Below are 24,317 nucleotides of genomic sequence, written 5' to 3'. Positions count from 1 at the left end.
AACTGGTTCGCTTTTATATAGTTTCATCCAATTTGAGAAACATTTCTCTCATCCTCATACTGCTCTTTCCCTATCGCCTTCATAAATAATAAAATACTGCTCATACCAACGATAAAGTACAGAGCACTCATACCCCAAGATGCAATAAATGAACCTAGCATAACACCTAATGCCCCGTTCATTTTTGCCACTTGAAAGACCATTCCGTTAATCGCCATATAAGAACCTCTTGCCTCATTTGGCACCATATCTGCCATAATAGATTGACGCACTGGCACATACATCATCTCGCCTACTGTTTGGAAAAGCCCTGCAATTAATAAAATCCATAAGCTATTGCTCGTTCCGAGTATTGTAAATCCAATCGTGTAAATAAATAAGCCTACATATAAGATTTTTAAATCGTTGAAGCTTTTCAGCATTTTAATAAGAAGTGCTGAACATAACACAACTAAAATTGTATTCTCTGCAGAAATCCAGCTCAGCATGCGAATACCTGTTAAATCAAACGTAAAACCATTCCCGAATAAAAAGTGCACCGTTTCAAATTCCTTCTGCAAACGTACCCCTAAATAATTATTAATTTGAAACTCTAACGATAATGTACATATACTCGCTGCACAAAAAATTAAAAATGCTTTATCTTTCATCACGACTTTATAACTATCTGCCATATCTTTTAATACATTTTTCTTCTCCATCGTTTTTCGTGCTACATACACTTCTTCCATATACACAGCCATCACATATAAAGTCATAATGGCAACAAGCGTTAATACGATAAATAATTGTAGTCTATAGTTTTCAAATAGTAATCCTCCAAATATCGCTCCAATCGCAATCGATAAATTAATAGCCCAGTAATTAATGCTGTACATCACTTTTCGATTTTCAGGTGTACTCACATCAATTAACATCGCTTCTGTCGCAGGATTCATAAGTCCCGATCCTAAACTATTCACTAGCATAAAGATAAATGTTAACCACGGTGAGTCAACGTAATCCGAATTCGCAACTCCCATACAAGCAATGGAAATGACTTGTATACTTTGACCGATAATCATAACCTTTTTACGCCCAAGCCGGTCTCCAACATATCCACCGTATAAACCAATTACTAATGAAGCTATGACATTAATAAGTAGTAACGCACCAGCAATCGCGCTACCTAACTTTACGGAAAAATAAATCGCCATAAATGGAAAAATCATCGTGGACACAGTACGTGTTAAAAACGATGTTATAATTCTAATTTTTATATTTCGATGCATACTCCAAAATCCCATTGTTTCCCCTCCTTATGCTTACTTATTTTACTTTGAAAAAAAGGAAGAAAAAGGTTAGAATATTCTAAAGAGTTTCCCCTTTTATGATAGAAGGAAGTGTATATATGAAAATTATGGACTATTACATTAGACTAAGACTACATGCACAAGATCAACAACATATGCGAAATAGCTTACAAGAATTAGCGGATGTTTTATATTGCAGTACGAAAAACGTAAAGATTTTATTAAAGAAAATGAGCGAGGAGCAATTAATTAGCTGGACTCCAGGGCGAGGCCGCGGAAATAAAACGGAAATTCTATTTATACATAATTTCGTAGAAGCGATTGAGTCCTATACAGATGAACTGTTAGCGCAAGAAAAATTAAAAGATATCTTTTTTCTTTTAAAAGAACCCCTCCCCCTCGCACTTCAAAAAAAGATAGAAAATAAACTACATCATCATTTTGGATACGAACCTTCAAATGATATGTACGACGTATTAAAGATTCCTATATCGAGAAAGATATTCCCATTAGATCCGGCTTTTGTGGCTGTAACTACAGAGAGCCATCTTACGAGTCAAATTTTTGATACATTAGTCGTCTATAACGATGTTACTGAAAAAATGGAGCCTCACATTGCGCATACGTGGGAATTAAGTGAAGACGGGCTTACGTGGACTTTTTATTTACGAAAGGATGTATATTTTCATAACGAAACAGTTTTAACTTCTAAAGATGTACAATTTTCATTTGAAAGACTAAAAGAAGTTTACTCTCCTTTCGAATGGTTAACAGAAGAAATCGTTCAAATTGAAACGCCATCACCACTACAAATTCGATTCCATTTAGCGAAACCAAATTTATTTTTCTTACACTATGTAAGTTCAATGCAGCTCGCAATTTTACCGCGTGATACGAGTATTCAAAATCATCATTATATAGGTACTGGACCTTTCAAACTTGCTCATTACTCTGAAGATAATATCGTACTCGAAGCGTTCACCCATTATTTTAAAGAGCGCGCATTATTAGACCGTATTGAATTTTGGGGTATTCCTGACCATGTGCAAATAGATGCTGATTATGAACTACCAAACGAAGAGGAAAATGAAAGGCATGATATACAAATAGAAGAAATAGGTTGTATTTATGCTAGCTTCAACTTTACAAAACCTGGTCCTCATCACGACATTTACTTTCGAAAAGCTTGGAGAGAACTATATGATGTTGAAATGATACTTCGTAACATAGAGGGTAGACGGACAATTGCTGCATCAAGCTTTTTCCCTGATAGAAGCCGCCTTGCAACAAGAAGATCCTACTCTTTAGAAAAGGCAAAAGAGTATTTGAAAAAGAGTACATATAATGGAGAAACGATACATATTTACTTCTTCGCATTTAAAGATAGTGCAAATGATGCATATTTCTTAAAAGAACGATGTGAAAGTTTAGGTATACAAGTAGAGCTTCACCCATTTCCCGTTTCAGATTATATGAATCGCTCTATTGATAAACATGCTGATATTATTTTCATGGGAGAAGTCTTTGCTGCCAATCATGAAATTGCATTCTTAAATGTATTTAAAAATAAAAGTTGCTTCGTAAATCGGTTCATGGACCCGCACTACGAAAAACAAATTAACTGTTTACTAGATACATTTTTACTAGAAGAAAATAAAGAAAAGCGTTATGAACTCATGTATGAGATTGAAGAGTTTTTACAAGCAGAACACATCATTTTATTTAACTATCACGTTCTAAAAAGAAAAACATACCCTTCTTCTTTAAAAAATGTAACAATTGATTCATTTGGTTGGGCAAATTTTGCAAAGTTATGGATACAGCCATCCATGTCTTAAAATATGAGTCATTATAAAAGGAGAAGGTACTACATCCTTAGCAGTACCTTCTTCACATACTATTATTTAATTACTCCATCTAAGTGATCTTTCAAGTTCACTAAAAACTTCTCTATATCCGGATTCTTCACCACATCATAACAAGCAAAACTCTTTAACGGACTCATACCGAGAAACTTTTGCACGCGATGTAAATGACTAAGCGCTGATTCTAAACTTTCTCCTTCAAAGAACTTTGTCTTATCTCCAAATGCTTTTTCAGGTGCATTCCAAGTTGTAGAGAACATATACTCTTTCTCTTTTAATAAACCACCTGTTCCATATTCATCTGCACCTTTAAAGAACAAACCGTATTCATATACTTCATCCATATACGTTTTAAATAAGCCTGGAACACTAAACCAGTAAATTGGTGTTTGATAAATCACAACATCAGCCCATAAAAACTTATCTTGTTCTTCTTTAATATTGTAACCATCTTGAATCGTTGTTGTTTTCACATGATGATTCTCGTCTAATACAGTAACCATATAATCTACTAACGTTTTATTTAATCGTCCTTCCTTTGTACCGTATTTTTCATGTCCATTTATAATAAATATATTTTTCATCGTTTTTCTCTCCCCTATATGATCTACTCTTCAGCTATTAAGCCGAGTTGCTACTGTAGTGTAAGATTATCTTCTAAATGCCAATCTTCTGTTATCTTTCCGTCTTTCACATGTAAAATATCAATTGCAAAAAAATTAATTTTCTTACCATTATGCGTTCCTGTAAAAGAAAGACGGGCTGTTACTTTATCACCAACAACTAATAAGTCTTCAATCTCACAATGTATATCAGGCACAACTTTACGAAAATTTTGCGCTGCAAACTTTAATCCTTCAATGCCTTGTGGTCGCCCTTTCGGCAATGTATTATCGAAGAAATCTTTAGTAACAGTCTGCGGAATAAGTTCCTCCTTACCTGTATCCCAAAATGCATAAAAACGCTGCGCCGCATGAACCATTTCTGTCGCTTCTTTTTTACTTAGTGAGGGATCAATTGTCATTGCTTTTGGCTTTGGCATTTCTTTTAATAACTGAACTTCAGTTTTTTGTTCCACACCACATGCTACAAGCACAATACAAATAACAAACAAACTAAGAAATCCAAATAACTTTTTTATCCCCATGGAAATCACCACCTCCTTATATAAATCCTTTTTGTTTCGTATTGCTATTGTATATGCACTAACTTCCTTTATGGAAGTAGTGATATTTTTTTCATATAGTTACCAAAAGTATAGTTTTGTGATACTATAAAGCAAATTCATCCAAAAAAAATTTTATGGAGGCTAGTTCCATGAACGATATAAATCCAGTTGAATTAACGAAAGGTTTACCGGGCATACCTTGTCCTATCGCTAAAACGCTTGATGTAATTAGTACAAAATGGACGTTTTTAATCATTCGTGATCTTCTTATCGAAGGAACATTACGCTTTAGTGATTTACAAAAATCAATGGATGGTATTAGTCCAAAAACATTATCGCTTCGACTAAAAGAATTAGAGTCTCAAGGCATTATAACGAGAAAAGTATATCCAGAAGTTCCGCCTCGTGTAGAGTACACATTAACGGATAAAGGAAAGCAATTAGAGGGGATTTTTATTGAATTAAAACGGTTTGGGTTAAGTTTATAAAATGAAACTTTAATCAGGATAAAACAAAAACCCCTTACCGTCGTAAGGGGTTTTATTACTTCGCAAAACTTTCAGCCAACTGTTTCTCTCTCCACATAAATGTAATGCCGAGACCAACTATTAAAACAACGCCTGAAAATGCATATGGATAATGAATATTCATATCAAATAATATTCCGCCCATCGCTGGTCCTGCGATATTTCCTAAACTCGTATAAGTCGAGTTCATACCAGCGACGAATCCTTGCTCTTTTCCGGCTGCTTTTGATAAAAATGTCGTTAAAGCTGGACGAAGTAAATCAAATGCTAAGAAAATGAAGCAAGTAACGAGAAGTACAATCCAATAATTAAAGACTACAGTTGAGACGAATGCTAATACTGCACCTACAATTAAACATATTTGAATTAACACTTTCTCACCGAACATGTCTACCAATTTGCCAAACATAAATACTTGCACAACTACCCCAAAGATTGAACTAATTGTAATAATTGCTGCGATATCTTTCGGCGAGAAGCCAAATTTATGATCAGAGAACAAGCTAAACACTGTTTCATACGCTGATAATCCGAATGCGAGTACAAATACGATAATAAATGCAATTGCATACATTGGATGTAATGATTTCTTTAAATCACCAATAAAACTTGATTCCTTCGTATTAGAAGAAATCTCTGCAAGTTCTTCTTTCGTTAACGGTTCTTTTAAAATAAAGATCGAAATCACACATGCTATAAAAGCAATTACTGCTGCAACGAAAAACGGCACACGTATACCGTATTCTGCAATAAATCCGCCGATTCCAGGACCTATAATGAATCCAGTACTAATAGCCGCAGATAAGTATCCCATCGCCTTTGGACGTTCCTGAATAGATGTAATATCCGCAACATACGCCGTAACACCAGGCATAATAAAAGCAGCACTAATTCCGCCTAATACCCTTGCTACATAAAGCATCCATACATCTTTTCCTAATCCAAAAAGAAGCTCTGAAACACCAAAAATAAATAATCCAATGATTATCATTTTCTTTCTACCGTAAAGATCAACCCACCGGCCTGTAATAGGTGAAGTAATGAGCTGTGCCATTGCAAACACTGCAACGAGATATCCCATCGTCTTCCCTGTTAAATGCATATCATTCATAAAGGACGGCATAACCGGAATGATTAATCCAATCCCTAAAAAAGCGATAAATATATTACTCAAAAGAATGACCAATACCATCTTTTGTTCTTTTATCGGTTTCTTCACTTTTTAACACCTCTTCCCGTAAGTTCCTCTCAAAAAATAATGCCCAAGAAGCTTTTTCTTTATCCTTCTATTTGTGGGCTAGTCATGAGTAGAGATGCCCCCTACTCGTTAGAATTTCACACTATCCTTCCACACATACATACGCATTAGATGAATGACTATCATTCAGTTTTCCTCAAAAATGAACCTACCTTTTCAGACAGGTTCATCTCACTATTTCTTTATATGTAGTGCATGTGTTAAAAAATCTAGTACTTCTGCCTTTTGCAAATCGACTTGCTCATCATCTTTATGATCATATAAATACACTTGTTCCGCTGCTGATTCAACTAGAGCGATAAATAACTTCGCTGTTCGCTCTGCGTGAACCGAATCACGAATTTCACCAGCTTCTTTTGCCTCATTTAAAAATTCACTTAGCCACATATAAAGGGGCTCATACACAGCTTCCCATTCTTTTATATGTTCTGTAGATGCAAGACCAGCATACATTAAAGCCTGTATTTCACGATATTCAGCTATAAAGTGAAACACCGCATCTATTACTTGCGTCACTTTACTTAAGAAAGGCGCATCGTTTTGCACTTTTTCTTTCACTGCAAGTATCATCTTTTCAACCATCACTTCTGCTATTGCAGGCATAACAGATAACTTAGAAGGAAAATATAAATAGAAAGTTCCTTGCGCAATGCCAGCTAATTTCACGATATCAGAAATCTTCGTTTTTTCGACGCCCTTTTCCTGAAACACTTCAATAGCTGCATAGACAATTTTCTCTTTTTTATTCATCATCTAAACCCTTTCACACGCATATTGAATGACTGTCACTCATTTTATAAGATAATCGATTGTACTGTCAATGATAGTGAACTCTAAGAGGAAATCATTTTTTTATAATAAAATCTCCTAATAAACAATTAGGAGATAAAAATACAATATATCTTTAAGAAAGTGCCTTTAATCCTGTCACTCCACATACAATAAGAAACACACTAATGATACGCGCTTTACTTTTCGACTCACCAAACAAGAACATGTTTAACAAAACTGCACCTGCTGTTCCGATACCAATCCAAACCGCATACGCGACACTTACTTGTAAAAATAAGAAGGAAGTATACAAAAATGCGAAGGATGTAGCAAACCCACCTATATAAATCGCACCATTGGCTAATGTCTTATCTTTACTATACATTTTAAGTCCTATCACACCGACTATTTCACTAATTGCAGCACAAAATACGAAAAACCAACCCATTTTTAAGCAACTCCTTCCACAGTTTCTTCTTTATTGTCAGCTAACTTTAAACCGATAACGCCGGCTACTACCATAAGAATGAAGAATAGTTTGCCTGCGCTGAAACTTCCACCGAAAAGAAATACATCCATTAAGAAAGTACCTACCGTACCAGCTCCAGCGAAAATAGCATATACAGTTCCTGTTGCAAGATGTTCACACGCTTTAGAAAGGAAGTGAAAATCAACAGCAATAACTCCTAAAATAATAATCCAATGCCACCAAGTATCGGCCGTATTAAAACCAAACACCCAAAAAATTTCAAAGATACATGTTAATATGACATATAACCAAGCTCTATTTTTCATACCTCTCACCCTTCATGACTGACTATCAGTCATTTTTATTTTAAAAAAATATACTCTTTCATCAATACTATATAAAAACAACTATCATCCTCATTTACCATTGTATTTGTTCCATTTCTAAGCTAACTGCATCCTGTCACACGAAAATGACTGAATGTCATTCATATATATTGTACATGAACATTTTAAAAATTGTCAATGCCGAAAGTTTATTTAAAATTTCTTTCATCCTATTTGTATATTTCCTAATAATCTGTCAATAATGCTAGTAACATAATATTTTCTCCACTCCCCCTTGGAGAGATCCCTTGAATGGAGCAGTTAGCTTTTGCTAGCTGCTCTTTTTTATTTATCCATACACTATGATGAAATACTCATAGATCAAATCCATTTTTCATCACATAACAACCATCTATTTATTTTCCAATGAGCCTTTGTATGCACGAATTTTATTCTCAAGCATCTTCTCTGTAACCTCTAAGTTTTCTCTTTGAATCTGAATAGATTTCCTATGATCTTCTAGGAGCTGTAAACGAGCTTCTGTTGTATGCGCCCCTTCTGTATATAATCTAGCGTATTCTCTTATTTTCGCTATTGGCATTTGCGTTTGTTTTAATTTCATTACAAACTGCAACCACTTTATATGTGACTCTTCGTAAAGTCGATTTCCATTTGTATCACGATTTGCAATCAATATATTTTCCTTTTCATAATAACGTAGTGTATGTGTGCTCAATCCTAATAATTTTGCTACCTCACTAATTGTATACATACTAAACTCCCTCCACATGCTTATCCTTATATATTTTATGAACGTATCAAATTTATAAAAAACATTTGACTTAGAGTATACTCTAACAAATACAATCTAACCATAAATAAATTTGAATTTAGGGGGATTTTATATGAAATACACTGTTATTACTGGTGCAAGTTCCGGAATTGGTTATGAAGCAGCTTTAGCATTTGCATCTCGCGGGAAAAATTTAGTACTTGTAGCTCGAAGACAAGAAGAATTAGATGGATTAAAATTGAAAATTAACGAAATGCATCCAGAGTTAGATGTTGTCATTCGACGAACTGATTTATCTGTTACTGAAGATGTTTATAAACTTTATGAAAGCCTACAAGCTTTTCAAATTGAAACGTGGATTAATAACGCAGGTTTTGGTAATTTCGCCTCAATTGCCGAACAAAATTTAAATAAAATCGAGACGATGTTGCATGTCAATATAGAAGCACTAACAATACTCTCTTCTCTTTTCGTTCGAGATTATTCAATGGTTGACGGAACACAGCTTATTAACGTTTCATCGGGCGGCGGATACACGATTGTTGCTGATGCTGTTACGTATTGCGCTACAAAATTTTATGTAAGTGCCTTTACAGAAGGGCTGTCTCACGAACTGAAAGAACAAGGCGCAAAACTGCAAGCAAAGGTTTTAGCACCTGGGGCAACTGAAACAGAATTTGCAAAACGTTCATTTGGTATTGATGAGTTCGAATACGATAATGTTGTACCGAAATTCCACACTGCAAAACAAATGGCACAATTTATGCTCGACCTTTATGATAATGATAAAGTTGTAGGAATTGTCGACGGTTTAACGTATAACTATGAACTTAAAGATCCACTTTATAATTTTGCCGTAAGACAAACGAATTCAAATTCTTAATAACCTGTCCATTTCTTATGTAAATATATGTTCCCACTATATCTGTAAATAATAGTGGGAACTTTTTCTCTATAAATTTTTTATCCAACATACCGAACCATCGCCACTTCATCACAATAATCCATCTTTGGACAATGTCTACAATCAATCCATACTTTCTCTGGCAACGCTTCTTTATTTATAAAATCAAATCCACACTTTTGAAAAAATACTGTTTCATATGTTAAGGAAATTACTCTTCTTACATTTATTTTCGTAGCTTCCTCCATTACATGATTTACGAGCATACGTCCTATCCCTTTCCCTGCATATGTATGCGAAACTACTAACGATCGTATTTCTGCAAGATCTTCTCCTAACACATGCAATCCAGCAACTCCAACAATTCTCTCGTCTTCTTTCATAACATATAAACATTGCAAATATTGATAAAGAGACAAAAGAGAACGTGGTAAAACAACTCCCTCTTTTGCATAAACCTCAATAAGACTATAAATTTCTTTCACATCACTGGTCACCGCATTACAGATTTTCATATTACATCCCCTTGCCCCTCAATATTAATATTTATAACTTTAAATGAATTTTAATTCATAATTTCATATAATAATACAGCTCTCTTTTCTCCTCGTCAATCACTTTATACAAACAAAAAACCAAGCAATCTAATCGATGCTCGGTTCCTCATCTCGTATCGGTAATACTGTTGAATATTTAATTTCACGAAGTGCCAAACTCGTCTGTATACGTGTAATACCAAGCTTATTCAGCTTTCTAATAAACTGCTCTAGTTCTTTACGATCACGATTTGCAACCTTTAATAAATAATCGTACTCTCCTGTTAAACAGTGACATTCTAACACTTCCGGCATCGATTCTAATTCTTTCTCCAACACTTCTAACTTGTCAAATTGATGAATATTCGTACTCATAAAAATAAAGCATAATAAATCAAACCCAAGCTTTTCTTGATTTAAAATCGCAACTTGCTTATCGATGAAACCTTCCCCATCTAACCTTTTTATTCTTGCATGCATCGCAGCCGGTGATAAATTAACGCGACGTGCCAGCTCTGCATTACTTACTTGTGAATCCTTCTGCAATATATCTAAAATTTGTACATCCAAATCATCCAACACTTTAATAACAGACGACTCCATTACAATTCCTCCTTTTTTCTTACCGATGATTATTCGAAAAAACAACTTATAATTTATATAAAACTGAATATCTTTCTGTAAATATCATTTTAAACTAAAGATTTTATCGAGTTTTCACCATTATACAAAATAATGTATTACACAATAAAGAAAAATGCTAAAATTATTTACAATTCGTATTGATTACAAAAAAGGGGATTTTATCATGCCTTATTTTTACGTCTTTTTACTATTACTAACGAGCTTATTATGGGGAGGAAATTTCGTCGTTGGAAAATCACTCGTCGATCATGCATCACCGATGACATTGACAAATTTAAGATGGATGATTGCGATTGTTTGTTTATTACCAATGGTATGGCTTAAAGAAAAGAAAATCCTTCCACCACGTACCGCAATAATTCCGTTAATATTAATGGGAATTTCAGGAGTCGCTCTTTTTAACATCTTTCAATTTTTAGCATTAGAAAAAACATCCGCTACGAATGTAGGGCTTATTTCTACATTGAATGCAATTTCAATCGCATTATTTTCAGTATTATTTCTAAAAGAAAAAGTAAATACACTTCAAATCCTATCCATGATTCTTTCATTCTTCGGGGTCATCCTCGTCCTATTAAAAGGTGATTTCTCGCTTTTATTTTCACTACATTTTAATAGCGGTGATTTATGGATGATTGCAGCGGTTTGTATTTGGGGAATCTATTCTGTTTGTAGTAAATGGGCAACAAAAACAACTACACCACTTATGGCAACGTTGTACTCTGGTATTTTCGGCGTTATTTTATTACTACCGTTTAACATAGGTAGCTTCACTGTTTCAAATATAAATACTTCTTTCATCACATCACTTTTATATACTGGGCTTATTTCGACAGTTCTTTGTATGGTATTTTGGAATATTGGCGTACAAAAATTAGGCGCAACTACATCAGGTATTTTTCTAAACTTCAATCCAATTTTCACAGCCATTTTAGCATTCATATTTCTCGGAGAAGAATTAACGTGGATACAAATTTTAGGGACAATTGTCGTTGTAACAGGATGTTATTTATTTTCTCATTTCAAAACTGTTGCCGTTCAGCCAACTAGACCTTTAATACGAAAACATTCTTAATGAAAAAACATCGTCATCTAGGTTGGCGATGTTTTTATTTACTCTTCATTTCTCTTATATACTGCTTTTCCTCTTCTGGCGATAAACGTTCCGTCGCCTTGCCAGTATCTCCACCTTGAAGGCTCCATAAAAAGTTATGCTCCTCAACAGTTTGAGAAAAATCTCCTTTTTCCCACCTATTTATAATAGAAAATAACTTCATTTTATATTGAAAACCTGTACTATTTTCAATATCTCTTTTTACATTAGAAATTTCCTTTTTTGTCATCTCTACAAATCCCCATTTTTCAGAGGATTTTACCTTTTGGTGCACCATTTTATGCATAGTAGAAATAATTTCACCTTCACTAATTTGCGGAGCTTCTTCTGCAGCTTTTTTCTCTTTTTCGTTTGCCGCTCGCTCGGTTTGAATATTTTTATTTTCTTTTTCCACATATGCAAGCAATTTCTTTCCGCCAACTATAGACGAGAAAATTACTATAATTGTAATGCATATACCTACGATCCATTTAAAAAGCATTAGCTCTTCATTGCTTCCTTAACAATATAACTATCTACATACTGCTTAAACTTCACGATTTTTCCGTTCTCCAGTTGCCATACATGAACAAATTCTGCTTCAAATGATTTTCCTGTTTCTTTATAAACTCCAGAATACATACCTTCAGCAATAATTACATCTTTTCCGCTTACTTCATGATACATATTTACACTTGCTTTATAATCATCCCATTCTGATCCTAAACGGCTAAATACATTTTTCATTATAGCTTCTACGCCTTTATATGTTCCGCCGTACGGGAAACCTTCTGCCTCTGTCCATTCCACTTTTTCAGAGAGGGCTTCTGCTAAATGCTTTGCATTTGAAGAAGCTGATCCTTCATACGTGCTTTTAATAATTTCTAAATTTGATTTAGGCATATTACTTCCTCCCGTTTATTTTTACACAAGATGTAACACACGTAGTTACATCTTGTGTAAAAAAATATTTAAATTGTTTTACTCTTAATCTATTAGTTGTAATCATTATAGTTACAATATTTCTTCAAGTCAACATTTATAAATAAAATTTACTTCGTTTTCATTACTTTCTCTTTTAAGAAACGATCTACATATCCTTCTGCTTTTACTACGAATAAATACGCACCCATTGATAATAATGCAAGATCTAATTCATATCCTGGATTCTTTCCATCTCCTAATAAACCTGCTGCTCCATTTACCTTTACGATAGCTCCAGCTAAAATAAGAGCGAATAACAATCCTACATATCGTACACCTAAACCGATAATTAATAATATACCACCAACTAATTCTACAGTTGCTACGCCATATGCAAGGCCACCTGGTAAACCGATGCTTGTAAACCATCCTGCTACGTTATCGATACCTGATTGAAACTTTGCTAAACCGTGTGCAAAGAACGTAACTCCTAACACGATACGAATAATTAAATTCCCAATATATTGATTCATTTTGAACTCTCCTTTTTGTTTTGTTATGGTGAACTTTTATTTACAAGTCAAAACAATACGGTATTTTATTTCATTCGTCAAATACTTTTTTAAAGAAAACAAAAAACATTATCCGTTTTACGGATAATGTTTTCTTACAAAATAGCGCTAATTCAAGCTTTTATTCTATCGCATAAAAAAAGTTGAAACATTTTTCCAACGCCAATATAAGGCAGTAAAGACACGTCCTCTTCTACAACCATTCCAACAACATTCACTTTCTCATCTACAGATAAATCATTTATGGCAACTTGCATCTCCCCTGCATATCTACCGTACAATTCATTATCAATTGTAATACTCCCTTTCTTTCTTACAATTGTATGCATCGGCTTTATCACCACTCTATTTCCTTCCCTTGATTCTACAGATCGAATAACATCACGAGCCGGATCTAGTCTATTTGTATGCACTTGCTCTACCAATTTTAATACTTCTTTATCAGTTATAAATGATTTGTAACGCAATGGAATAATCCCTCTACTTGCACTAGCTACTTCTTGCATACTTTTTAAACTTGCGCTTATATCTACAATCAATACTTTATCAACACCACAATCTTGAACAAGTTCTAAGTACGCTTCAAGTGGGCGCATATTGCGATGTTTTTCTAACGTTGGTAACCCTTCATATAACGGCCCTCGTTTTTCACCATCTCCTGGAATAAATGCCATTGTCTTTATTCCGCACTTCTGTAAATATTGATTTTGTTTTTGTAAGAAAGACTTTGCTAGTCCTGTCTCTGGGCGCGGGTAAAAATTATGCCATGCTTCTACATTCTCTACTCTTATATGTTCTGCAAGTAATTCTTTCCAAAATGATTTTGTAATCGTACTCGCATTTAAAGCTACTTTCATCTTATGAGATACGCTTGCAATTTCTTTTGGCGCAATGCCGTAATCCATTCTTAAACCGGTAATGCCCCAGTTCAATAACTCTTCCACATTTTCATATGTTAGCCCTAAATGGTGTAACGATTTTGGAGAAACATCAACCATTAGCTCCATTTCATGTGCAAGAGCTTGTCTCCCTAATATTTGAATTAACTCTTTATACGTATTTGGATCATCTTCTGGAATGTGCAGTGATGTAAAAATAGATGTAAACCCATTTTCCTTCGCTCCTTTTAACCACTCTTCTTGTTTCTCTACTCGTTCTTTTGAAAGATAAATGGAAACTCCGATCATATAAATCTCCCCTTCTATTAATAGAAAAAGAGAAAGGAATCCCTTTCTCTATATGTTTTCTGCCATTTCTTCTTTAAATCCGAAGAAGTACGTAAAGATAAATCCGAAAGCATATGCAATTACTAAACCTAAGAAATATAGTAAATATTTATTGTCAGCAATTAACGGAATTAAAGATAGCCCTGATACGCCAATTCCAAGAGAAGCTGTTTGCATAACTGCTTGGAATGCACCACCGACAGCCGCTCCTAAACAAGCAGTAATAAACGGTTTCCCAAGTGGTAATGTAACCCCGTATAATAGCGGCTCACCAATTCCTAAAAAGCCAACTGGCAATCCACCTTTAATTACATTTCGAAGTCGTTTGTTTTTTGTTTTCACATAAATCGCAATTGCTGCGCCCACTTGGCCAGCACCAGCCATTGCTAGTACTGGTAATAAAGGTGTTACGTGTGTTTGATTAATAAATTCCATATGAATTGGTGTTAAACCGTGATGCAATCCGACCATAACGAGAGGTAAAAATGTTCCCGCAAGTACTGCGCCAGCAAATGCTCCGCCAATATTTAAAATCGCATTAATTCCGCTCGTAATACCATCTGATAAGAAACCTGCTAATGGCTGAATTGCTAACATCGTTACGATACTTACAACTAATACAGTAATGAGTGGTGTCACGATTATATCAACTGCATTCGGCACTGCTTTTCGAACTTGTCTTTCCACTACAACCATAAGCCATGCTGCAAAAATAACTGCGAATAATCCGCCCCGTCCGGGCACTAATGCTTCACCAAACAATTTTACGTTTGCCATCGCCGGGTTGAAAATTAAAATGCCAGCAATTGCCCCAAGAACCGGTGTCCCGCCGAACTCTTTCGCTGTATTCCAACCAACTAAAATTCCTAAGAATGTAAAGATACCGCCGCCAATGAGTAGTAACATTTGTAACCACGTTGCATTTGGATCAGCACCAGCGTTTTTCGCAAAGTTAGCAACCCCGTTTATAATTCCTGACGCAACAAGTCCTGGAATTAACGGAATGAAAATACTTCCTATTTTTCGTAAAAAGTTTTTCACTGGTGTATTATTTTTCTTCTTAATCTCTGATTTCATCTCTTGCCCAATATCTTCAAGGTGATGATCTGCTATCTCACCAATTCGTAGTCCTGTTAAGCCTTCCATTTCAGCTGCTACTTTATTTACTGTTCCTGGACCAACGACAACTTGAAGCGTCTCATCTTCTATAACACCCATAACGCCTTCAACTTTTTTTAAAAGGTCCACATTTACTTTACTTTCATCATGAAGCGTTAATCGTAGTCTCGTCATACAATGAGCAATACTACGAATATTTTTTATTCCTCCAAGTTGCTCCGAAATTTCCTTGGCCATTCTCTCTTCTTTCTTCATAATAGAATCCCCCTCCCTATTATTTTATAGTGCTTTCTTCACAAACCCTTTTGCGCATTTTAGTTTCTCCAGTGCTTCCCCATATTCGCACTGCAACAACACCATAACAATGGCAGCTTTTACGTTACGTTCTGCCTTTTCATAATACTCTGCCGCTACTTCATAACTAGCGCCTGTTGCTTCCACAATAATTCGTTTTGATCGTTCTACTAACTTTTCATTTGTGGATTGAACATCTACCATTAAGTTTTTATATACTTTTCCTACACCAATCATCGAAGCTGTTGAAATCATATTCAACACTAATTTTTGTGCTGTACCAGCTTTTAAACGCGTTGATCCTGTTAATATTTCTGCACCTGTCTCTACTTCCACATTTAACTTTGCATATTTACTTATTTCAGCATTTTTATTACAAGAAATGCTCGCTGTACTCGCTCCTACACTCTGTGCGTATTTCAAGCCGCCAATTACGTAAGGAGTTCTGCCACTTGCAGCAATTCCAATCACTGTATCTTTCTCATTTAATCCAATACTTTTTAAATCTTCTTCTGCTAACTCTTCGCGATCTTCGGCACCTTCCACCGCTTTAGTAAACGCTTTCAATCCACCTGCTATAAATCCTTGCACCATTTTATCATCCGTGCCAAATGTCGGCGGACATTCCACTGCATCTAGAATACCTAAACGACCACTCGTACCAGCACCAATGTAAATTAAACGTCCCTCTTCTTCAAAAGATTTAATAACAGTCTGTACAACCTTTTCAATTTGTTCTATCTCTTTTTCAACTGCTAACGCAACAGTTCGATCTTCTTCATTCATACTTTGTAACACTTCTTTTATGCTCATCTCATCCAAATTCATTGTTTTCTCATTACGATGTTCTGTCGATAAATTTTCTAACATATTGCCACCCTCTTTGAAATTATATTTCACACTTTTATTATAACTTTAAGAAACTAAAAATCAATTACTCTTTCTTATTTTATGAAATAAAATTTCACGACATGACATATTTTTGTCAAAGATCATAAAGTGAAACTTTAATCAGTGTGGGTTTTGTTCATCCCCACTGATTATTAGCCCGCACCAATCGGGCATTTACGGGCAGTTGATCCCCACCTAACTTTCTTTGCTTCCGCTGAATTTTGAAGTGAGGGTCTTACTGCACGGCAAATAGGGGGATAAAAAAAGATGAGTCTCCTCATCTTTTCTTCTACTTTAACTTCCGTAACCGCAACGCTTCTTCTCGTGTCTCCATAAATTGATTCAATACTTTATTACCAATTCGATTGAAAGTAATCACATATAAAGCATCGATCATATTCAATTGCGTCATTCTCGAAGCAATACTCGCAATACGATGATCTTGTTCTACATCTGGCATACAAAGGCGAATATCCGCTTCTTTATATAACGGTGATGATTGATCTAGTTTCGTAATTCCAATAACAGTTGCACCTTGTCTCTTTGCATACTGCGCCATTTCAAGCACATCTTTCGTTCGACCAGATGTTGAAATCGCAACAAATATATCGCCTTCTTTTAAATTCGTCACAAGCGGCAACATCATATGAAAATCAGATAGCATCATCGCTGTAAATCCGAGCCTTGTAAATTTATAAGCTCCGTCCATCGCCGGAGTAGCTGATCCGCCTACTCCATAAAAGATAATTTTATCGGCATTTACAATACGATCTGCAGCTTTTTCAAGTTCTTTTTTATCTATCGCCGTCACGCTCGCCTCAATTGCAGCTTTATTCACATAAGTAACTTTATTAAATAAATCATACGGTCCATCTTCTGTATTCATCACTGAAAAATCGTTAATATTATAATCAGCAATCGTTAATTCACGAACGAGTGCTATCTTAAATGCTTTAAAACTTCCGATTCCAATCGATTTACAAAAGCGAACGACACTCGCTTCACTTGCGCCTGCATTCGTTGACACTTCTTTCGTCGTTAAATTCGGTACAATCTCTGCATTCTCCATTATGTACATGGCAACCTTCTTCTCAGCTGGTGAAAATTGATCCATATTACTTTCAATTTTAAATAGTAATGTTGAAGCTTTCACTATTTAACCTCCACTTCTTACGGTTGCGTTCACTTATTTTCTCTTGCTTCAATAAGGTAAAAACCATCATCGCCAGGAGGATGAAACACATTTACAATGCGATTCCCTTTTTGATAAACAGTTCTTTCCCCTTCTGTCCACTTCTTTTCCCAACCGTTCATCCAAATCGCAACATCAGGTAAAAAAGCAGTATATTTCAGCTTCTGACCGTACTCACCATCTGCTTCTTCCGAAAAAATAGAAACCGGAAAATCTTTCACTTTTGATTCTTTCCATGCAGTAAATGGTATACATACTGCAATAAGTACGATTACACCAATAACCTTCTCCTTCGTAATCTTCACACTTCCCTCTCCTTGTCATATCACATACATAGATTTTACCATAATTACAAACCCTTCATGCTATATGATCATTGCTTTTGGGAATAAAAAAAGAGCTTACCTACATCAGATAAGCCCTTCCTCTCTATACAAAATATTTCTTCAAAAGTGGCGGTGTAATAATCGTCGTCAATATAACAACAATAACAATCGCTGTGAAATTTTCTTTCGCTAATAAATTCGCCGTAAGTCCATTTGCAGCGATGATAAGCGCTACTTCACCACGTGATACCATCCCCGCGCCAATACTAATAGAAGATTGGAGATTAAATCCTGTCAGTCTCGCTCCTAAACCTGATCCGATTAACTTTGTGAAAATTGCAATGAGAGTCATAATAATAATGAACCAAAGCTGGCTTCCAATGCCTTGAAATGTAATTTCCATTCCGATACTTACGAAGAATACTGGAACAAATATTGCATAAGCAATCGGTTCAATTTTATGTTCCACCTCATGCTTATACTCTGTTTGAGAAATAGCAATTCCTGCTGCAAATGCTCCAATAATGCCTGCAATTCCCATCATTTCACTGTAATAAGAAAAAGAGAAGCAAATAATAAGAGCCGCGCTAATTAACGCTTCTGTTACACGAAGCGGTACAAGCATTTTCATAATCCAAGGAACGACTTTCCAAGCAATAAAAACAATACTTACAAAGAAAATAATTTTCTTTACAATGACAAGTGTTATATTCACATCTTGTGTTCCTAAAAAACTCATTACAAATGCCAATAAAATAACGACAATGACATCATCAAATACGGCAGCACCTAAAATTGTTGTACTTTCTCTCGTATTCATTTTTCCTAGATCACGTAGCGTCTGGACCGTAATACTAACCGATGTTGCGCAAAGTAATAACCCTAAAAAAATGGCATGGGACTGTATTAATCCAAACAGCAATCCTGTTACATAACCACCGATGAAAGGAAAAATAATTCCACCAGCCGCTACTGCAAATGACGATTTCAAATTCCGATTTAACTCTTCTAAATCCGTTTCAAGTCCCGCCATAAACATAAGCAACAAAACACCAATCTCACTCAGTTCATCAATCAGTTCAGAACTATTAATAATACCGAGTACAGCCGGACCGATAATAATACCGACAATTAACTTACCAAGTACAGAAGGCTGACCAAGTCTTACACTAATGTCACCAGCTAATTTCGTACAAAGTAAAATGACGACAAGTTCAAAATAAAATAACATAGCATCTGCTCCTACTTTAACTTTAATCAGTGGGTCGTTAACCCCCGTACATTTCTGCAAGTAGTTTCCCCTATTGATCCGCATTTTATTTGTCATATTTTTATTTGACAAAATATTCTGAATTATATTAAGATTAATCCAGCAATTTTAAAAACTATATACCATAACTGCACCTCCACTTCCTTACTTACTCTTTTTTAATGGGCTCATACTATAGTCGCAGTTATGGAAATGAAAAAACGGGGGGAGAGTCCAAAGTGAAGTCATTATTACGAAAAAAAGCGCTTAGTACTGAATCACCAAAGCAGCTAGCTAGAACATTAACTGCACTCGATTTAACGTTTTTAGGAATCGGCGCCGTAATTGGGACAGGGATCTTTGTATTAACAGGTATTGTTGCAGCAAAACATTCTGGTCCTGGTATTATGCTATCATTCCTTATTGCTGCATTTACTTGTGCTTGTGTAGCCTTTTGTTACGCTGAATTTGCTTCTTCTATTCCTGTCTCAGGAAGTGTGTATACTTACGCATATATGACAGTCGGAGAAGTCGTCGCCTTCATCGTCGGATGGTGTTTAATGCTCGAATATTTACTTGCCGTTGCAGCAGTAGCTGTCGGTTGGTCTGGTTATTTACAATCATTACTACAAGGTTTCAATATACACCTGCCCGCCATAATCGCCTCGGCCCCTGGCGTAGGAAAAGGTGGCCTCATCGATTTACCCGCTGTTTGTATTTTACTAATCATTACCGGTCTTTTAAGCTTCGGTATACGCGAAAGCGCTCGCATTAATAATATTATGGTTCTTATCAAGCTAGCAGTTATTATCGCTTTTATCGTAGCAGGCGCAAAATATGTAAAACCTGAAAACTGGACACCGTTCATTCCATTCGGATACGACGGTATTATTACTGGGGCTGCCACTGTGTTCTTCGCCTTCTTAGGATTTGATGCAATCGCAACCGCTGCAGAAGAAACGAAAAAGCCGCAGCGTGATTTACCAATTGGTATTATCGGTTCTCTTCTTATTTGTACTGTTTTATATATGATTGTATCTTTCGTTTTAACAGGTATGGTTCCTTATACACAATTAGACGTTTCTGATCCAGTTGCATTTGCATTGCACTTCGTTGGTGAAGATGCAATTGCAGGACTACTCGCTGTTGGAGCGATGACTGGAATGACAACCGTCCTCTTAGTCGTTATGTATGGACAAGTTCGCGTTTCATATGCAATGAGCCGTGACGGTCTACTTCCAAAAGCGTTAGCACGTGTAAATAAAAAAGTAAAAATCCCTTTATTAAATACGTGGATTACTGGCGTTGTTGCCGCTTTATTAGCAGGCCTTTTAGATTTACATTTGCTAGCGAATTTAGTAAACATCGGCACATTAACAGCCTTTACATTCGTTTGCTGCGCAGTACTTATTTTACGAAAAACACATCCTGACTTAAAACGCGGATTCCGCACACCTTTCGTACCTGTACTACCAGTTGTCGCGATTCTTTGCTGCTTATATTTAATGATCAATTTGTCTAAAACAACATGGATTAGCTTTGCAGTTTGGCTTATAGTCGGCTTATGCTTCTATTTCTTCTACTCTAGAAAGCATAGTCATTTAGCTATTGAAAAAACAAATGATGAACAGAAAAAAGCATAACAAAATAGCTCGCCGATAAAATGGCGAGCTATCTTTCTGTACTATTATATTTTTTCGTTAACGATTGTAAAATGAAAAATATGCCGATGCAAGCTGTAAACCATGCCCAATTTCCTATTGGTGTCGAGTATTTGATCATTCCAATACCCACAAGCACTAAGAAAATAATCACCTGATATATGAGCTTCCACTTTTGCATATATTCCCTCCTTTACTTCGTCCCCTTCTTTTTCTTCTTCCAGGCATTCAAACTATCAAAGAAGAAGTTAATAAATAACGTTCCTAATCCTGCTAATAAAAACGTCATTAAGAATAAAACCCAAATACTTTTATCTTTTAATAAATAATATCCTACAAGGAGCACAACCGCGATCCATACATATTCAAGAATTCTTTTTAGCTTTTTCTGTTCCAAATTATTCGCTCCTTCTTTCTATGCTACTTTTAGTATAACAAAAAAGAAGCCTATCATGATAAGCTTCTTTTCTTCTCTCTTATTTGTTCATACTTTTTTCAACAAGTGAAATCGCATACTCTAATGTACGATTCATCGTTTCTACCTGTTCATCTTTTACTTGCACATCTTGTAATACAGCTTCTGCAACTGTAATTTTTTGTTGTAATGATTTCACTGAACCATCTGTTACATTTACAGCTTGCGCTTTCTTCACTACTGCTTTTGCAGATTCAATATTGATTTGTAATTTTTCTTTCGTTGTTTTTGGTTGTTCTTCTGCCACTTTTGATTGTACGAATGTTACATTAGCTGATTTTAATTCGTTATATGTTTGAATAATTTGTTCCCCAGTACTTCCTACATTTTCAAATGCTTGCTTTGCAATGTTATAGCTTTTCTCTAGTTCTTGAAATGCTTCCTTTGAATATTGACCTGGCTTATTACCAAATTCATACGTACTAACTAACACTTCTTTTACTTTTCCAAGCTCTTCAAATAACGCATTTACTTGCTCTAACTTCGTACGGTTAGAAAACTCATTGTATGATGCTAATACTTCTGAAGAACTTAAAGCTTTACTATATAATTTTGCTAACGCGATTTGTCCATTTAACGGAATACCACCATTTCCGTTACTATCAGGATCCGCTCCAAATGCAAATGGTACGTTCGGATGATACACTTTCCCAGTAGCTGGCTGACTATTTACTTTTTTACCATCTACGTAAATTGCCACTTCGCTTCCGTTATACGTTCCTGTTAAATGATACGTTTTATTCGCTTCTAATTGAACTCCAACACGTTTATAGCTACCTCCAATGTGAGCCCATAATTCAACATATCCACTTCCTGTAGACTCAAATCCAATTCCGCCGCTCTCTGTATTTTGCAAGATGCCTTGTCCACGAATTTCATTCATTGAAAATACAGTTTCTAACGTAAACGTATTTGCTACTTTTTCTTTTTGTGCTGCTGAAAATGGAAGATATCCAAATGTATTTGCTTTTCCGTTTAACTTCATAACATTCTTCTTCAATGCTTTATCATATTCAATAGTCACATTGCCCTTCACATCACCTTTTGTACCAAATGGTGAATTGTCTTTAAATGTACCATCTGCAAAGTTTACATCGAAAACATCAGCTTTTGGTACTTTCACATTCGGGTCAATATTATCTTTTTTCGTAGTAATTTCCGCAGTTAACGGCTGTGCGGTTTCATTGCCAAATGAATCAATCGCAACTACTTCAAGTGTATATGCTTTCCCGCCATCTAACCCTGCAAGCGTAAACGTAAGATCTTTCGGCACTGGATCACGATAAAACTCTGAGAATGCTAACAAATTATTTTTTATTTCACCCGTTTGCTTATCTCTAGCCTGCACACGGTAAGAGTGAACAAGGAGGTTGTCCAATGCTTGCGGGAATGTTACTGTTGCCGCATTTTCTGTTACATTTGATACAGCAAGCTTTGCATCTTTAGCAAAGTAAGGCTTTTCTTTATCACGATCTTCTACATGTGTAAATGTTTCTTTCTTTGCTGGTAATTTAATTTTCCAAGGCTCGCCTGTCCAAGAATTCGTATGGAAATCACGGCGATTAATCGTCACTTCTTCTTCATCTACTTCTACTAATAAACCTTGGCTTAACGTACTAGCTCCTGGCGGGATATTCCCTTGTACTTTACCACCTTCAACTTCCATATAACTTACTGAAGATGTACCAACTGATGTAAAGTCTTTTTGATGTATCGATCTCGGATCATCTAACGGATAATGTGAATGACCTGAAAACGTAATAACTTGTGGATATTCTTTTAACACTGCATTAATTTTTGCGCTATCTTGTGTTCCCCATTCCTGACTACCGTACACTGTATCTTTAATATGTTGATGTAAAAATACAAAAATCGGTTTTTCTGGATCATCTTTTTGTGCTTTTGCCATTTCTTCTTTTAACCAATTAATTTGCTTGTCCGAATAATAACCATGTGTTGTTCCATTCTCTGGAGACATAACAAGGAAGTGATAACCTTTTACCACTTTATGATAATAAATTGATTCCATACCTGTTTTTTCTAAGAAACGCTTCTGTGCACCCTCTACGGATAAACCGTTCCAATAATCATGGTTACCGAGAGAATTCATTCGCACTGCATCTTTATTTGCATTTTCATTATACACTTGCATGAAACGATCATATTGCTGCACTGATCCTGTATCTGTGAAATCACCTACAATAACAAACGCATCTTGTTTCGGTGCTAATGTATTAAACTGTTCAATCGCTCTTTTCCAGCGAAACGTATCATCCGTTCCACTATTTTTAATATGCACATCACTTACAACTGGAAAAACTATCTTCTTCTCACTTGATGCCTTTTCTTGCTTTTTCTCTTCCGCCTTGACTGATGTACTCCACGGAAATGATACGAATGCTAATACAAAAACCATTAATAATCCAATAAGGCCTTTTACTTTTCGTAAATCAGTTCTGTCCACGTAAATCCTCCTCATATAATGAATTAATTACAATGGTTATTGTATCGAACACATATTAACTTCGTTTAAAGTGAAAATGAAATTTATTTAACTTTTGTAAATATACAGTCATTTTTCTGTAACATCCAACATTACTTGTATTATCTTATACAAGTACCTTGTGTCTAACAGACTCTTATTCATTATTATGATTTGGAAGCCTATTAAACAAACTTTCCTGAAATTTTTCGCCCCTTTATTAACACAACTATCGTTTTCCAACATTTAATAGTAATAA

The 24,317-nt window shown here is 35.4% G+C and carries 27 protein-coding genes; 5 read left to right on the top strand and 22 right to left on the bottom strand.

All coding sequences use genetic code 11. The features are described 5' to 3' along the window. Nucleotides 1-23: 23 nt before the first annotated feature. Entirely contained in the window at nucleotides 24-1,286 is a 1,263-nt protein-coding gene (locus tag HFD78_RS00230) for an MDR family MFS transporter (protein WP_097814288.1), read from the bottom strand. An 83-nt stretch (nucleotides 1,287-1,369) separates the two neighbouring features. On the opposite strand from HFD78_RS00230, the gene HFD78_RS00225 reads away from it, so the two are divergent. Then, nucleotides 1,370-3,130, top strand: a complete 1,761-nt coding sequence (locus HFD78_RS00225; protein ID WP_116291479.1) for an SgrR family transcriptional regulator — start codon at nucleotides 1,370-1,372, stop codon at nucleotides 3,128-3,130. A gap of 62 nt (nucleotides 3,131-3,192) precedes the next feature. On the opposite strand, the gene HFD78_RS00220 is transcribed toward HFD78_RS00225, so the two are convergent. Next, a complete protein-coding gene (locus HFD78_RS00220) occupies nucleotides 3,193-3,741 on the bottom strand; it encodes an NAD(P)H-dependent oxidoreductase (RefSeq protein WP_000789176.1) in 549 nt (182 codons plus the stop codon). Between the two features lie 50 nt (nucleotides 3,742-3,791). After that, nucleotides 3,792-4,304: an ester cyclase gene (locus tag HFD78_RS00215; RefSeq protein ID WP_000511559.1), complete on the bottom strand. Its 513-nt coding sequence runs from the start codon at nucleotides 4,302-4,304 to the stop codon at nucleotides 3,792-3,794. Between the two features lie 170 nt (nucleotides 4,305-4,474). On the opposite strand from HFD78_RS00215, the gene HFD78_RS00210 reads away from it, so the two are divergent. Next, complete coding sequence (locus tag HFD78_RS00210; protein ID WP_000997917.1) at nucleotides 4,475-4,813, top strand: winged helix-turn-helix transcriptional regulator; 339 nt, start codon at nucleotides 4,475-4,477, stop codon at nucleotides 4,811-4,813. A 55-nt stretch (nucleotides 4,814-4,868) separates the two neighbouring features. Here the strand turns inward: HFD78_RS00210 and HFD78_RS00205 are convergent, their stop codons facing one another. The 5 genes from HFD78_RS00205 to HFD78_RS00185 form a co-directional block, all read right to left on the bottom strand. Next, nucleotides 4,869-6,071: an MFS transporter gene (locus HFD78_RS00205; RefSeq protein WP_000742956.1), complete on the bottom strand. Its 1,203-nt coding sequence runs from the start codon at nucleotides 6,069-6,071 to the stop codon at nucleotides 4,869-4,871. A gap of 213 nt (nucleotides 6,072-6,284) precedes the next feature. Continuing rightward, entirely contained in the window at nucleotides 6,285-6,863 is a 579-nt protein-coding gene (locus tag HFD78_RS00200; RefSeq protein WP_002196232.1) for a TetR/AcrR family transcriptional regulator, read from the bottom strand. A gap of 151 nt (nucleotides 6,864-7,014) precedes the next feature. Then, on the bottom strand, nucleotides 7,015-7,329 hold the full coding sequence (locus HFD78_RS00195) for a DMT family transporter (protein WP_000539671.1): 315 nt from the start codon (nucleotides 7,327-7,329) through the stop codon (nucleotides 7,015-7,017). Nucleotides 7,330-7,331: 2 nt separating this feature from the next. After that, nucleotides 7,332-7,676, bottom strand: coding sequence for a DMT family transporter (locus tag HFD78_RS00190; RefSeq protein ID WP_000796011.1), 345 nt, complete (start codon nucleotides 7,674-7,676; stop codon nucleotides 7,332-7,334). 412 nt (nucleotides 7,677-8,088) lie between these two features. Then, the gene (locus HFD78_RS00185; RefSeq protein WP_000288059.1) at nucleotides 8,089-8,448 is read right to left on the bottom strand and encodes a MerR family transcriptional regulator; all 360 of its coding nucleotides are present in this window, start codon (nucleotides 8,446-8,448) and stop codon (nucleotides 8,089-8,091) included. Between the two features lie 133 nt (nucleotides 8,449-8,581). On the opposite strand from HFD78_RS00185, the gene HFD78_RS00180 reads away from it, so the two are divergent. Further along, nucleotides 8,582-9,352, top strand: coding sequence for an SDR family NAD(P)-dependent oxidoreductase (locus tag HFD78_RS00180; RefSeq protein WP_000878073.1), 771 nt, complete (start codon nucleotides 8,582-8,584; stop codon nucleotides 9,350-9,352). Between the two features lie 80 nt (nucleotides 9,353-9,432). Here the strand turns inward: HFD78_RS00180 and HFD78_RS00175 are convergent, their stop codons facing one another. Both HFD78_RS00175 and HFD78_RS00170 read right to left on the bottom strand, forming a co-directional pair. After that, complete coding sequence (locus HFD78_RS00175) at nucleotides 9,433-9,888, bottom strand: N-acetyltransferase (RefSeq protein WP_000686662.1); 456 nt, start codon at nucleotides 9,886-9,888, stop codon at nucleotides 9,433-9,435. Between the two features lie 129 nt (nucleotides 9,889-10,017). Continuing rightward, nucleotides 10,018-10,512, bottom strand: coding sequence for an Lrp/AsnC family transcriptional regulator (locus HFD78_RS00170; RefSeq protein ID WP_000446088.1), 495 nt, complete (start codon nucleotides 10,510-10,512; stop codon nucleotides 10,018-10,020). A gap of 205 nt (nucleotides 10,513-10,717) precedes the next feature. Between HFD78_RS00170 and HFD78_RS00165 the strand changes: the two genes are divergently transcribed. Continuing rightward, on the top strand, nucleotides 10,718-11,629 hold the full coding sequence (locus HFD78_RS00165) for a DMT family transporter (protein WP_048567866.1): 912 nt from the start codon (nucleotides 10,718-10,720) through the stop codon (nucleotides 11,627-11,629). Nucleotides 11,630-11,663: 34 nt separating this feature from the next. Here the strand turns inward: HFD78_RS00165 and HFD78_RS00160 are convergent, their stop codons facing one another. The 9 genes from HFD78_RS00160 to HFD78_RS00120 all read right to left on the bottom strand — a co-directional run bounded on the left by HFD78_RS00160 (nucleotide 11,664) and on the right by HFD78_RS00120 (nucleotide 19,422). Then, nucleotides 11,664-12,149, bottom strand: a complete 486-nt coding sequence (locus HFD78_RS00160; RefSeq protein ID WP_000897980.1) for a PRK06770 family protein — start codon at nucleotides 12,147-12,149, stop codon at nucleotides 11,664-11,666. Beyond that, a complete protein-coding gene (locus tag HFD78_RS00155) occupies nucleotides 12,149-12,550 on the bottom strand; it encodes a nuclear transport factor 2 family protein (RefSeq protein ID WP_001126691.1) in 402 nt (133 codons plus the stop codon). Before HFD78_RS00155 ends, HFD78_RS00160 begins: the two co-directional genes overlap by 1 nt. Before the next feature lie 149 nt (nucleotides 12,551-12,699). Next, nucleotides 12,700-13,104 (bottom strand): DoxX family protein, encoded by a 405-nt coding sequence (locus tag HFD78_RS00150; RefSeq protein WP_001077751.1) that lies wholly within the window; start codon nucleotides 13,102-13,104, stop codon nucleotides 12,700-12,702. 152 nt (nucleotides 13,105-13,256) lie between these two features. After that, nucleotides 13,257-14,330 (bottom strand): DUF871 domain-containing protein, encoded by a 1,074-nt coding sequence (locus tag HFD78_RS00145; protein ID WP_098842642.1) that lies wholly within the window; start codon nucleotides 14,328-14,330, stop codon nucleotides 13,257-13,259. A gap of 48 nt (nucleotides 14,331-14,378) precedes the next feature. Beyond that, nucleotides 14,379-15,743, bottom strand: a complete 1,365-nt coding sequence (locus tag HFD78_RS00140) for a PTS transporter subunit EIIC (protein WP_097814291.1) — start codon at nucleotides 15,741-15,743, stop codon at nucleotides 14,379-14,381. A gap of 24 nt (nucleotides 15,744-15,767) precedes the next feature. Further along, the gene (murQ, locus tag HFD78_RS00135) at nucleotides 15,768-16,652 is read right to left on the bottom strand and encodes an N-acetylmuramic acid 6-phosphate etherase (protein ID WP_000892344.1); all 885 of its coding nucleotides are present in this window, start codon (nucleotides 16,650-16,652) and stop codon (nucleotides 15,768-15,770) included. 310 nt (nucleotides 16,653-16,962) lie between these two features. Then, the gene (locus tag HFD78_RS00130) at nucleotides 16,963-17,826 is read right to left on the bottom strand and encodes a MurR/RpiR family transcriptional regulator (RefSeq protein WP_000648164.1); all 864 of its coding nucleotides are present in this window, start codon (nucleotides 17,824-17,826) and stop codon (nucleotides 16,963-16,965) included. Between the two features lie 29 nt (nucleotides 17,827-17,855). Then, entirely contained in the window at nucleotides 17,856-18,170 is a 315-nt protein-coding gene (locus tag HFD78_RS00125) for a hypothetical protein (RefSeq protein WP_000704957.1), read from the bottom strand. A gap of 124 nt (nucleotides 18,171-18,294) precedes the next feature. Then, on the bottom strand, nucleotides 18,295-19,422 hold the full coding sequence (locus HFD78_RS00120; protein ID WP_001985966.1) for a cation:proton antiporter: 1,128 nt from the start codon (nucleotides 19,420-19,422) through the stop codon (nucleotides 18,295-18,297). Between the two features lie 257 nt (nucleotides 19,423-19,679). Here HFD78_RS00120 and bcaP point away from each other — a divergent pair, with 257 nt between their 5' ends. Beyond that, entirely contained in the window at nucleotides 19,680-21,083 is a 1,404-nt protein-coding gene (gene bcaP / locus HFD78_RS00115) for a branched-chain amino acid transporter BcaP (RefSeq protein WP_000838700.1), read from the top strand. A 28-nt stretch (nucleotides 21,084-21,111) separates the two neighbouring features. Here the strand turns inward: bcaP and HFD78_RS00110 are convergent, their stop codons facing one another. The 3 genes from HFD78_RS00110 to HFD78_RS00100 all read right to left on the bottom strand — a co-directional run bounded on the left by HFD78_RS00110 (nucleotide 21,112) and on the right by HFD78_RS00100 (nucleotide 24,040). Beyond that, entirely contained in the window at nucleotides 21,112-21,282 is a 171-nt protein-coding gene (locus HFD78_RS00110; protein ID WP_001174850.1) for a hypothetical protein, read from the bottom strand. Nucleotides 21,283-21,294: 12 nt separating this feature from the next. After that, the gene (locus HFD78_RS00105; RefSeq protein ID WP_000435800.1) at nucleotides 21,295-21,498 is read right to left on the bottom strand and encodes a hypothetical protein; all 204 of its coding nucleotides are present in this window, start codon (nucleotides 21,496-21,498) and stop codon (nucleotides 21,295-21,297) included. 79 nt (nucleotides 21,499-21,577) lie between these two features. Continuing rightward, nucleotides 21,578-24,040: a LamG-like jellyroll fold domain-containing protein gene (locus HFD78_RS00100; protein ID WP_142340324.1), complete on the bottom strand. Its 2,463-nt coding sequence runs from the start codon at nucleotides 24,038-24,040 to the stop codon at nucleotides 21,578-21,580. Nucleotides 24,041-24,317 lie beyond the last annotated feature (277 nt).

Origin of the sequence: Bacillus sp. EKM501B (assembly GCF_011800505.1) — a bacterium.
GTDB classification, from domain to species: Bacteria; Bacillota; Bacilli; order Bacillales; family Bacillaceae_G; genus Bacillus_A; species Bacillus_A cereus.
This window is presented reverse-complemented; position numbering and strand designations above follow the sequence as displayed.

What these genes read in the sequence shown, in the direction of transcription:
- HFD78_RS00165 (WP_048567866.1), top strand. Translation starts at nt 10,718, where the DNA reads ATGCCTTATTTTTACGTCTTTTTACTATTACTAACGAGCTTATTATGG.
- HFD78_RS00150 (WP_001077751.1), bottom strand. Translation starts at nt 13,104, where the DNA reads ATGAATCAATATATTGGGAATTTAATTATTCGTATCGTGTTAGGAGTT.
- HFD78_RS00200 (WP_002196232.1), bottom strand. Translation starts at nt 6,863, where the DNA reads ATGATGAATAAAAAAGAGAAAATTGTCTATGCAGCTATTGAAGTGTTT.
- HFD78_RS00170 (WP_000446088.1), bottom strand. Translation starts at nt 10,512, where the DNA reads ATGGAGTCGTCTGTTATTAAAGTGTTGGATGATTTGGATGTACAAATT.
- HFD78_RS00195 (WP_000539671.1), bottom strand. Translation starts at nt 7,329, where the DNA reads ATGGGTTGGTTTTTCGTATTTTGTGCTGCAATTAGTGAAATAGTCGGT.
- HFD78_RS00160 (WP_000897980.1), bottom strand. Translation starts at nt 12,149, where the DNA reads ATGCTTTTTAAATGGATCGTAGGTATATGCATTACAATTATAGTAATT.
- HFD78_RS00230 (WP_097814288.1), bottom strand. Translation starts at nt 1,286, where the DNA reads ATGGGATTTTGGAGTATGCATCGAAATATAAAAATTAGAATTATAACA.
- HFD78_RS00190 (WP_000796011.1), bottom strand. Translation starts at nt 7,676, where the DNA reads ATGAAAAATAGAGCTTGGTTATATGTCATATTAACATGTATCTTTGAA.
- HFD78_RS00180 (WP_000878073.1), top strand. Translation starts at nt 8,582, where the DNA reads ATGAAATACACTGTTATTACTGGTGCAAGTTCCGGAATTGGTTATGAA.
- HFD78_RS00110 (WP_001174850.1), bottom strand. Translation starts at nt 21,282, where the DNA reads ATGCAAAAGTGGAAGCTCATATATCAGGTGATTATTTTCTTAGTGCTT.
- HFD78_RS00145 (WP_098842642.1), bottom strand. Translation starts at nt 14,330, where the DNA reads ATGATCGGAGTTTCCATTTATCTTTCAAAAGAACGAGTAGAGAAACAA.
- HFD78_RS00120 (WP_001985966.1), bottom strand. Translation starts at nt 19,422, where the DNA reads ATGTTATTTTATTTTGAACTTGTCGTCATTTTACTTTGTACGAAATTA.
- HFD78_RS00210 (WP_000997917.1), top strand. Translation starts at nt 4,475, where the DNA reads ATGAACGATATAAATCCAGTTGAATTAACGAAAGGTTTACCGGGCATA.
- HFD78_RS00155 (WP_001126691.1), bottom strand. Translation starts at nt 12,550, where the DNA reads ATGCCTAAATCAAATTTAGAAATTATTAAAAGCACGTATGAAGGATCA.
- HFD78_RS00215 (WP_000511559.1), bottom strand. Translation starts at nt 4,304, where the DNA reads ATGGGGATAAAAAAGTTATTTGGATTTCTTAGTTTGTTTGTTATTTGT.
- HFD78_RS00220 (WP_000789176.1), bottom strand. Translation starts at nt 3,741, where the DNA reads ATGAAAAATATATTTATTATAAATGGACATGAAAAATACGGTACAAAG.
- HFD78_RS00185 (WP_000288059.1), bottom strand. Translation starts at nt 8,448, where the DNA reads ATGTATACAATTAGTGAGGTAGCAAAATTATTAGGATTGAGCACACAT.
- HFD78_RS00140 (WP_097814291.1), bottom strand. Translation starts at nt 15,743, where the DNA reads ATGAAGAAAGAAGAGAGAATGGCCAAGGAAATTTCGGAGCAACTTGGA.
- HFD78_RS00175 (WP_000686662.1), bottom strand. Translation starts at nt 9,888, where the DNA reads ATGAAAATCTGTAATGCGGTGACCAGTGATGTGAAAGAAATTTATAGT.
- murQ (WP_000892344.1), bottom strand. Translation starts at nt 16,652, where the DNA reads ATGTTAGAAAATTTATCGACAGAACATCGTAATGAGAAAACAATGAAT.
- HFD78_RS00225 (WP_116291479.1), top strand. Translation starts at nt 1,370, where the DNA reads ATGATAGAAGGAAGTGTATATATGAAAATTATGGACTATTACATTAGA.